Source organism: Polaromonas sp. (assembly GCF_036676035.1).
Taxonomy (GTDB): domain Bacteria; phylum Pseudomonadota; class Gammaproteobacteria; order Burkholderiales; family Burkholderiaceae_C; genus Polaromonas.
On sequence record NZ_JAKFDR010000117.1, the window covers coordinates 1 to 8,873 of the forward strand.

9 protein-coding genes are annotated in these 8,873 nt (G+C 62.8%); 5 read left to right on the forward strand and 4 right to left on the reverse strand.

Annotated elements, in window-relative coordinates; translation table 11 throughout:
• Positions 1-130 precede the first annotated feature (130 nt).
• From V6M61_RS18235 to V6M61_RS18250, 4 genes are read right to left on the reverse strand one after another with little or no spacing between them, the layout of a single operon-like run.
• On the reverse strand, positions 131-979 hold the full coding sequence (locus V6M61_RS18235; RefSeq protein ID WP_332778014.1) for a fumarylacetoacetate hydrolase family protein: 849 nt from the start codon (positions 977-979) through the stop codon (positions 131-133).
• A gap of 30 nt (positions 980-1,009) precedes the next feature.
• Positions 1,010-1,756, reverse strand: coding sequence for an SDR family NAD(P)-dependent oxidoreductase (locus tag V6M61_RS18240; RefSeq protein WP_332778015.1), 747 nt, complete (start codon positions 1,754-1,756; stop codon positions 1,010-1,012).
• Positions 1,753-2,496: an SDR family oxidoreductase gene (locus V6M61_RS18245; protein ID WP_332778016.1), complete on the reverse strand. Its 744-nt coding sequence runs from the start codon at positions 2,494-2,496 to the stop codon at positions 1,753-1,755. The genes V6M61_RS18240 and V6M61_RS18245 overlap by 4 nt, the downstream gene beginning before the upstream one ends.
• Positions 2,497-2,510: 14 nt before the next feature.
• Entirely contained in the window at positions 2,511-3,632 is a 1,122-nt protein-coding gene (locus V6M61_RS18250) for a mandelate racemase/muconate lactonizing enzyme family protein (protein WP_332778017.1), read from the reverse strand.
• 127 nt (positions 3,633-3,759) lie between these two features.
• On the opposite strand from V6M61_RS18250, the gene V6M61_RS18255 reads away from it, so the two are divergent.
• From V6M61_RS18255 to V6M61_RS18275, 5 genes are all read left to right on the forward strand, one after another.
• A complete protein-coding gene (locus V6M61_RS18255) occupies positions 3,760-4,470 on the forward strand; it encodes a FadR/GntR family transcriptional regulator (RefSeq protein ID WP_332778018.1) in 711 nt (236 codons plus the stop codon).
• Between the two features lie 74 nt (positions 4,471-4,544).
• Entirely contained in the window at positions 4,545-5,531 is a 987-nt protein-coding gene (locus V6M61_RS18260; RefSeq protein ID WP_332778019.1) for a sialic acid TRAP transporter substrate-binding protein SiaP, read from the forward strand.
• Between the two features lie 64 nt (positions 5,532-5,595).
• Positions 5,596-6,171 carry a TRAP transporter small permease gene (locus V6M61_RS18265; RefSeq protein WP_332778020.1) on the forward strand — a complete coding sequence of 192 codons (576 nt, stop codon included), beginning with the start codon at positions 5,596-5,598 and terminating at the stop codon, positions 6,169-6,171.
• Positions 6,172-7,566, forward strand: a complete 1,395-nt coding sequence (locus tag V6M61_RS18270; protein WP_332778021.1) for a TRAP transporter large permease — start codon at positions 6,172-6,174, stop codon at positions 7,564-7,566.
• Positions 7,567-7,577: 11 nt separating this feature from the next.
• Positions 7,578-8,873: UxaA family hydrolase (locus V6M61_RS18275; protein ID WP_332778022.1), on the forward strand; the 1,296-nt coding region annotated here is incomplete at its 3' end.

The window sequence follows — 8,873 nt, forward strand, 5'->3', positions numbered from 1 at the left end:
CCCATCGGGCGCAACTCGGCGTTGCCTACCTTGCCCGCACACCAGTGCGGGCGGCGGCAGGCGCCTTGATTTGCGCCCGATGGAACCCCTTCGCACCTCCAATATTAGTGTGAACAGGCCCTAGTGTGGCCTACAGCTTGAAGGGCACGACCACCTGCCGCTGCTCGCCCAGGCCTTCGATGCCCAGCGATATCTGGTCGCCTTTTTTCAGGTACACCGGCGGCTTCATGCCCATGCCCACACCAGGGGGCGTGCCCGTGGTGATCACGTCGCCCGGCTCCAGTGTCATGAACTGGCTGACATAGCTGACGATTTTGGCCACGCTGAAGATCATGGTTTTGGTGTTGCCGTTTTGCACGCGCTTGCCGTTGACCTCCAGCCACATGCCCAGTTTTTGCGGGTTGGGCACGTCGTCGCGCGTCACCAGCCAGGGGCCAATCGGGCCAAAGGTGTCGCAACCCTTGCCCTTGTCCCAGGTGCCGCCGCGCTCGATCTGGTATTCGCGCTCGCTGACGTCGTTGATGGTGCAGTAACCGGCCACAAAATTGAGCGCGTCTTTTTGCGACACGTAGCGCGCGCGCGTGCCGATCACCACGCCGAGTTCGACTTCCCAGTCGGTCTTGACCGAGCCTTTGGGCAGCATCACCGGATCGTTGGGCCCCTGGATGCAGCTGGTGGCCTTCATGAATACCACCGGCTCGGCAGGAATCGGCAGGCCCGACTCGGCCGCATGGTCGGCGTAGTTCAGGCCGATGGCGATGAACTTGCGCGTGCCCATGACCGGGCTGCCGTAGCGCGGCGAGCCTTTGACCAGCGGCAGCTTGTCGGTTTTGAGTTTGCGCAGCTTGGCCAACGCGGCATCGCCAAGCTGGTCGGGACCGATGTCCTTGATCACGCCGCTCAAGTCGCGCAGCTTGCCTTCTGCATCAATCAGTCCGGGTTTTTCTTTGCCCGGCTTGCCATAACGAACGAGTTTCATTTTTTTCCTCTTGGTTAAATCAAAGTCACATTAATAAGTCGAACGCCCGCCAGACAGGTCGAACACGGCGCCGGTTGAAAACGAACAATCTTCGGTACTCAGCCAGGCGACCATGGCAGCCACTTCGCCGGTCGTGCCGAAGCGCCCCATCGGAATTTTCGACAGCATGAACTGGATGTGCTCGGGTGTCATCTGGTCAAAAATCGGTGTCTTCACCGCCGCCGGCGTCACGCAATTGACGCGCACGCCAGTATCGGCGAGTTCCTTGCCCAGCGACTTGGTGAGCGCGATGACGGCGGCCTTGCTCGCGCTGTAGGCACTGGCGTTGGGGTTGCCGTCCTTGCCCGCCACCGAGGCAATGTTGACGATGCGGCCATAGTTGCGCCTGCGCATCAGCGGCACCACTTCGCGGCAGCAGAAAAACAGGCCATTGAGGTTGACCTGCTGCACCTGCATCCATTGCTCGGGCGGGTAGTCCCACAACTTGACATTGGGGCCGGTGATGCCGGCAGAGTTGACCAGCACGTCAATGACCGGGTGGTGCGCGACGGTTTGCCGCACGGCGTCAAGCACGCTCGCATGGCTGCTCACGTCCACCGCAACGGTATCCACGCCCGTGCCGAGTTCGCTTCGGGCCGTTGCCAGCGCCTCTGGGTTGATGTCCCACAACGTGGCCGTGCCGCCCGAGGCCAGCATGCGCTGCGCAACGGCAAAGCCCAGCCCGACGGCCCCCCCGGTGATGACCGCATGGCGGCCGGCCAGGTCGAGCTGGTTCATATGGTCATGCCGCCGTCTATGCCATAGGCTTGACCGGTGACAAAAGCCGATTCGTCGCTGGCCAGAAACACCACCAGCGGCGCAATTTCGTGGGCCTGCGCGAGCCGCCCCATCGGTTGCCTTGCCACGAAGCTTTTCCGCGCTTCCACCGGGTCTTCAAACACATTGATGCGCTCCTGCAGCGAAGGGGTATCGACGGTGCCGGGGCAAATGGCATTGCAGCGCACGCCCTGCATCACATAGTCGGCGGCCACACTTTTGGTCAGGCCGATCACCGCCGCCTTGGACGCGCCGTAGAGAAACCGGTTGGGCAAGCCCTTGAAACCGCAGACGCTGGCCATGTTGATGATGCTGCCGCCGCCCTTCCCGCCATGGTTGGCCAGCATCTTGGGCAGCGCCGCCTGGATGGCCCAGAACTGCGAGCGCACATTGAGCTTGAAGGCGAAGTCCCATTCCTCATCGGTGGCCTGCAGGACCGAGCCGGCGTGCACAAACCCCGCGCAATTAAACAGTACATTGAGCGCCGGCAAGTCAGCCATCAGTTTCTGGATGGCGGCCTTGTCGAGCACATCGAGCGCTGCGGTCCGGATGTTGGCCACACCGGCGTAGCCGGCCAGCAGCTTCTCGTTGACGTCGGTCGCCCAGACCTGGGCACCCTCCGCCGCCATGGCCAGTGCGCTGGCCTTGCCTATGCCCTGCCCGGCCGCCGTGACCAGCGCGGTTTTTCCTTGAAGTCTCATGTCTTTTCCTTGATTTACGTGGTTTGCTTGATGGTCACATCGGCAAGTTGCCGCTTTTCAATCATGGGCCAATCCCATTGAATGCCCAGGCCCGGCGTAGCCGGCGGGAAGGCGTAGCCGCCCTCGACCCGGATGCGGCTGGTCGTGATGTCGTCGAGTTGCGGTATGTATTCGACCCAGGTGGCGTTGGGCACTGCGGCGCACAGGCTCACATGCAGCTCCATCAGGAAGTGCGGGCACACCGGAACATCAAAACCCTCGGCGAGATGAGCCACTTTGATCCACGGCGTGATGCCGCCAATGCGGGCCACGTCGGGCTGCACGATGCTGCACGCGCCCTGCTCCAGGTATTCACGGAACTGGCTGAGGTGGTACATCGACTCGCCCACCGCCACGGGGATGGACGTGTGGTCGCGCAGCTGCCGGTGACCCGACACATCTTCGGCGGGCAGGGGCTCTTCCAGCCAGGCCAGGTCCAGCGAGGCAAAGGCGGCGGCGCGGCGCAGCGCTTGCGGACGGTCGAAGCCCTGGTTCGCATCGGTCATGATGTCGAAATCCGCACCCACCGCAGCGCGTACCGCCGACAGACGCGCCACGTCCTCGCTCACGTGCGGCCTGCCGACCTTGATCTTCGCCCCCCTGAAACCCTGCTCCTTCGCGGCCAGTGTTTGCGCCACCAGCTCCTCAGTACTCAAGTGCAACCAGCCGCCTTCGGTGGTGTAAACCGGCACCCGCGATTGCGCGCCGCCCAGCAATTGCCACAAGGGCAGGTTTTGGCTGCGCGCGCGCCAGTCCCACAGCGCGGTGTCCACGCAGGCCAGCGCCAGGCTGGTGATGGCGCCGACGGCGGTGGCATGGGTATGGAAAAACAGGTCTTTCCAGATCGCTTCAATCTGCAGCGGGTTGCGGCCCAGCAAGCGCGGCGCCAGGTGGTCATGCAGCAAGGCCATGACCGAGGAGCCGCCGGTGCCTATCGTGTACGCATAACCGGTGCCCTCCACGCCATCGCTGCAGCGCACGGTGAGCAGCAAGGTCTCTTGCGTCACAAAGGACTGGATGGCGTCCGTGCGCACGACCTTGGGCGGCAAATTGACCTGCCGCAGACGGATGGACTCAATGGTGATGGGTGGTTTCATGAGGGCATGAGGGTGAAAGGTATTACAGGGTTTAGCCGGATGTCGCCGTGAAGGATTCATGGGATTATTAATTGGTCTGACCACTTGTCCAATTCTGGCTAACCCTTAATACCCGCTTCAAGCCCCCATGCCACTGCAAACCGTCGAACCGAAACGCCTGTACCGCCAGATTGCCGAGCAATTGCGCTCGCTGATCAGCAAGGGCGAGTTTGCGCCAGGCGCACGCCTGCCGGCCGAGCGCGACCTGGCCAAGCAGCTGGGCGTGAGCCGCCCTTCCGTGCGTGAAGCCCTGATTGCGCTGGAAGTGGAAGGCTGGGTCGAAGTGCGCACCGGCTCCGGCGTCTATGTGCTGGACCGGTCCACCCGGACCAATGGGCCGCAGATTGCGCCTACCGAATGGGGGCCGCTGGAACTGATACGCGCACGCCGCGCGGTGGAAGGCGAAATTGCCGCCATGGCCGCCGTCCAGGCCAGGCGCAAAGACATTGACGCCATGCGCAAGGCCATTGACGCCATGAAAAGCGATGCCCACCGGGGCGTACTGCCGCTGGAAGGCGACCGGGCATTTCATACCGCGATTGTTGAGGCCAGCGGCAACGTGGTGCTGGTCGAAACCGTCCAGCGTTTCTGGGATTCGCGCCGCGGCCCGCTGTTCACGCGCCTGGGCGGCTATTTCGAGACGATGAAATCATGGCAGTCCGCCATAGCCGAGCACGAAGCGATTTATGAGGCCATCTGCGCGCATGACGGCCCCGCCGCCCGCGCCGCGATGCATGCCCACATGGACAAATCCCACGCCCGATTCAGTGCGAGCTGGCGCCGCGCGAAGACGACCTGACCCCACCGCCCAGCACTCTCCCTTTTTATTTCCACCTTTTTACGTTCACCTTTCTTTTAACCGAGGAGACTTTCATGACAAAGCGATTGACTATAAAAACCATAGCTGTGTGCGCCCTGTTGGCGGGGGCCATAGGCACATCCGGCATGGCCCAGGCGCAGACCAAACTGAAATGGGCGCATGTCTATGAAACGTCGGAGGCTTACCACAAGTGGTCGGTCTGGGCGGCGGACGAGATCAAGAAACGCAGCAGTGGCCGCTACGAGATCCAGGTGTTCCCGGCCTCCACACTGGGCAAGGAAAGCGACATCAACCAGGGCTTGCAGCTGGGCACGGTCGACATCATCATCTCGGGCGCTTCGTTTGCCGCCCGCAGCTTTCCGCGCATCGGCGTGGGCTACTACCCCTACACCTTCCGCGACCCCGAGCACCTGCTGAAATACTCCAAGAGCGATGTGTTCAAGGAACTGGCTGAGGGCTACAAGCAGAAAACCGGCGTCCAGACCGTCGCCGTCACCTACTACGGCGCACGCCACTCCACCAGCAACAAACCCTTCAAGGCCTGCGACGACATGAAAGGCCTGAAGATGCGGGTGCCCGACGTGCCCGCCTACATGGCCCTGCCGCGTGCCTGCGGCGCCAATCCGACGCCAATCGCGTTTGCCGAGGTCTACCTGGCCCTGCAAAACGGCACGGTGGATGCGCAGGAAAACCCGCTGCCCACCATCGAAGCCAAGAAGTTCTATGAGGTCCAGAAGAACATCATCCTGACCGGGCACATCCTGGATTCTCTGGTCACGCAAGTCGGCCCCCACGTCTGGACCAAGCTCAGCGACGCCGACAAGAAAATCTTCACCGACGTGATGCAGGAAGCGGCGGCGGGCGCCACGGCCGACATCAAGAAACGCGAAGGCGAGCTGGTCGACGAGTTCAAGAAAAAAGGCCTCAACCTGGTGACGGTCAACAAGGACGAGTTTCGCGACCGCATCGTGAAGGCCGTGGACATGGCCTCGATGGGCTATGACAAGAAGGATTGGGACCGCATCCAGGCGATCAAGTAAGTTTCGCCCGTCCTTCCAGCCCTCCCTCTCGCAGGGAGGGCTTTCACCACCAACACGCACCATCATGATCACCATTTCTGATATTGACGCCCTGCCCAAGGTCATGGGCGACGACGGCGAGTTCCATGCCACGGACGAAGCGGTTGACTTGTCCGGCACGCCCGCCGAGGCCTGGACGGCGCTGCTGTTTTTCTGGGCGCTGGGGCTGACGGTCTTCTACCAGTTCTTCACGCGGTATGTGATGAACGATTCCGCGGCCTGGACCGAGGAGATCGCGCGCTACCTGCTGATCGCCACCGTGTTCGTGGGCGCCGCCATTGGCGTGGCCAAAAACAACCACATCCAGGTCGACTTTTTTTACCGCTTCATGCCCGCCTGGGTGGCACGGGCCATGGCCCTGCTCACCGATGTGCTGCGCATCGCCTTCCTGGTGGCTGCGGTCGTCTTGACCTGGCAAATGATGAACAAGATGGGCAATTACAAGATGACCATCGTCGATTTGCCCATGAACCTGGTGTATGGCATCTGCCTGGTCGGCTTTGCGGCCATGTGCGTGCGCTCGGTCTGGGTCATGCGTGTGCACGTGAAGCGCGGCTACAGCGTGCTGGAGCGCCCTGAATCCACCATGGAGGACCGTTAAATGTTGAAAGTTGCTTTCCTGTTCCTGATGAGCGGCGGTCTTCCGGTGGCCATGGCCATGGCCGGGGCTTCGCTCATCTACATCCTGTTCACCCAGAGCTCGCCGCCCTTCGTGGTGATTCACCGCATGGTCAGCGGCATTGACAGCTTTCCCCTGCTGGCCGTGCCTTTCTTCATCCTGGCCGGCAACCTGATGAACAACGCCGGCATCACCAACCGCATCTACAACTACGCCTTGGCGCTGGTCGGCTGGATGAAGGGTGGGCTGGGCCACGTCAATGTCGTGGGCTCGGTGGTGTTTGCCGGCATGAGCGGCACCGCGATTGCCGATGCAGCCGGACTGGGCACCATCGAGATCAAGGCCATGAAAGACCACGGCTACAGCACCGAATTTGCCGTGGGCGTGACCGCAGCCTCGGCCACCCTCGGGCCCATCATCCCGCCGAGCCTGCCCTTCGTGATCTACGGCATGATGGCCAACGTCAGCGTCGGTGCGCTGTTTCTGGCGGGCATTCTGCCGGGCATCCTGATGGGCGTCCTGATGATGCTGACGGTGGCCTACTTTGCCCACAAGAACGGCTGGGGCGCCGATGTCAAGTTCGAGTGGCGCCGCCTGAGCAAGGCGCTGGTCGAAACCGCCGTGGTGATCGGCTGGCCGCTGCTGCTGTGGCTGCTGATCGGCAAGCTGGGCTTTCCGCCGCAGGTGACGGTGGTCGCCGCACTGGTGGCGCTGTTTGCCGCCGACAAGGCTTTCAAGTTCCAGGCCGTGCTGCCCATCATGACGCCGGTGCTGCTGATAGGCGGCATGACCACCGGCATCTTCACGCCCACCGAAGGCGCGATTGCCGCCTGCGTCTGGTCGCTGATCCTCGGTTTTGCCTGGTACGGCACGCTGACCTTCAAGAGCTTTGTCAAGGTCTGCCTCGATACGGTGGAGACGACAGCCACCGTGCTGTTCATCGTGGCCGCAGCGTCCATCTTCGGCTGGATGCTCACAGCCACCGGCGTGACCACCGACATTGCGAACTGGGTGCTGGGTTTTACCAAGGAGGCCTGGGTCTTTTTGCTGCTGGCCAATGTGCTGATGCTGTTTGTGGGCTGCTTTCTGGAGCCGACGGCGGCCATCACAATCCTGGTGCCGCTTCTGGTGCCGATCGCGGCGCAACTTGGCATTGACCCGGTCCACTTCGGGCTGGTGATGGTGCTCAACCTGATGATTGGCCTGCTGCACCCGCCCATGGGCATGGTGCTGTTCGTGCTGGCCCGCGTGGCCAAGCTCTCGGTCGAGCGCACCACCGTCGCCATCCTGCCCTGGCTGTTTCCGCTGCTGGGCAGCCTGATAGTCATCACCTACTTCCCCAAGCTGGTGCTGTGGCTTCCCAAAATGTTTTATTGACGAGAAACACGATGACTCCTTTCATTCGCCTTCACCCCGCAGATGATGTGCTGATCGCCCGCCAGCAATTGCTCAGCGGCACCAGCGTCGAAGGCATCCCGGTCAAGGGCCTGATCCCGGCCGGCCATAAAATTGCCACCCACGCCATCGCGCAGGGCGAGCCGGTGCGGCGCTACAACCAGATCATCGGTTTTGCCAGCAAACCGATTGCCGCCGGCGAGCACGTTCACACGCACAACCTGGACATGGGCCCGGACAAGGGCGCCAGTACCGGAAATTTTGTACGCGACTACGCCTTCGGCGCCGATGTCAAGCCCGAGCCGGTGCGGCGCGAGGCCACCTTCATGGGCATCAAGCGGGCCGACGGCCGCGTCGCGACGCGCAACTACATCGGCGTGCTGACCAGCGTGAACTGCTCGGCCACGGCCGCCCGCGCCATTGCCGACCACTTTTCGCGGCGCACCAACCCGGCCGCGCTGGCCGCGTTTCCCAATGTCGACGGCGTGGTGGCGTTGACCCACGGCACCGGCTGCGGCATGGACACCGAGGGCGTGGGCATGCAGATGCTGCAGCGCACGCTGGCCGGTTACGCGACCCACGCCAACTTCGCCGCCGTGCTGGTGGTGGGGCTGGGCTGCGAGGCCAACCAGATCAATGCCTGGCTGGCCCACAGCAGCCTGCGCGAAGGCGAGACCTTCAAGGTGTTCAACATCCAGGACACGGGCGGCACGACCAAGACCGTGGCCAAGGGCGTGGCGCTGATCAACGAAATGCTGCCTGCCGTCAACAAGGTGAAGCGCGAGCCCTGCAGCGCCGCGCACATCACCATCGGCCTGCAGTGCGGCGGCTCGGACGGCTACTCGGGCATCAGCGCCAACCCGGCACTGGGCGCGGCGGTGGACCTGCTGGTGGCGCACGGCGGCACCGCCATCCTGAGCGAGACGCCTGAAATTTACGGCGCGGAACATCTGCTGACGCGCCGGGCGGTGAAACCCGAGGTGGCTGAAAAGCTGATCCAGCGCATCAAGTGGTGGGAGCACTACACCGAGATCAACGAGGGCGAGATGAACAACAACCCCTCGCCGGGCAACAAGGCCGGTGGCCTGACCACCATCCTGGAAAAATCGCTGGGCGCGGTGGCCAAGGGCGGCACCAGCAACCTGCAGGCGGTCTACGAATACGCCGAACCGGTAACGGCCCACGGCTTCGTTTACATGGACACACCGGGCTATGACCCGGTCAGCGCCACGGGCCAAGTGGCCGGCGGCGCCAACCTGATCTGCTTTACCACCGGCCGCGGCTCGGCC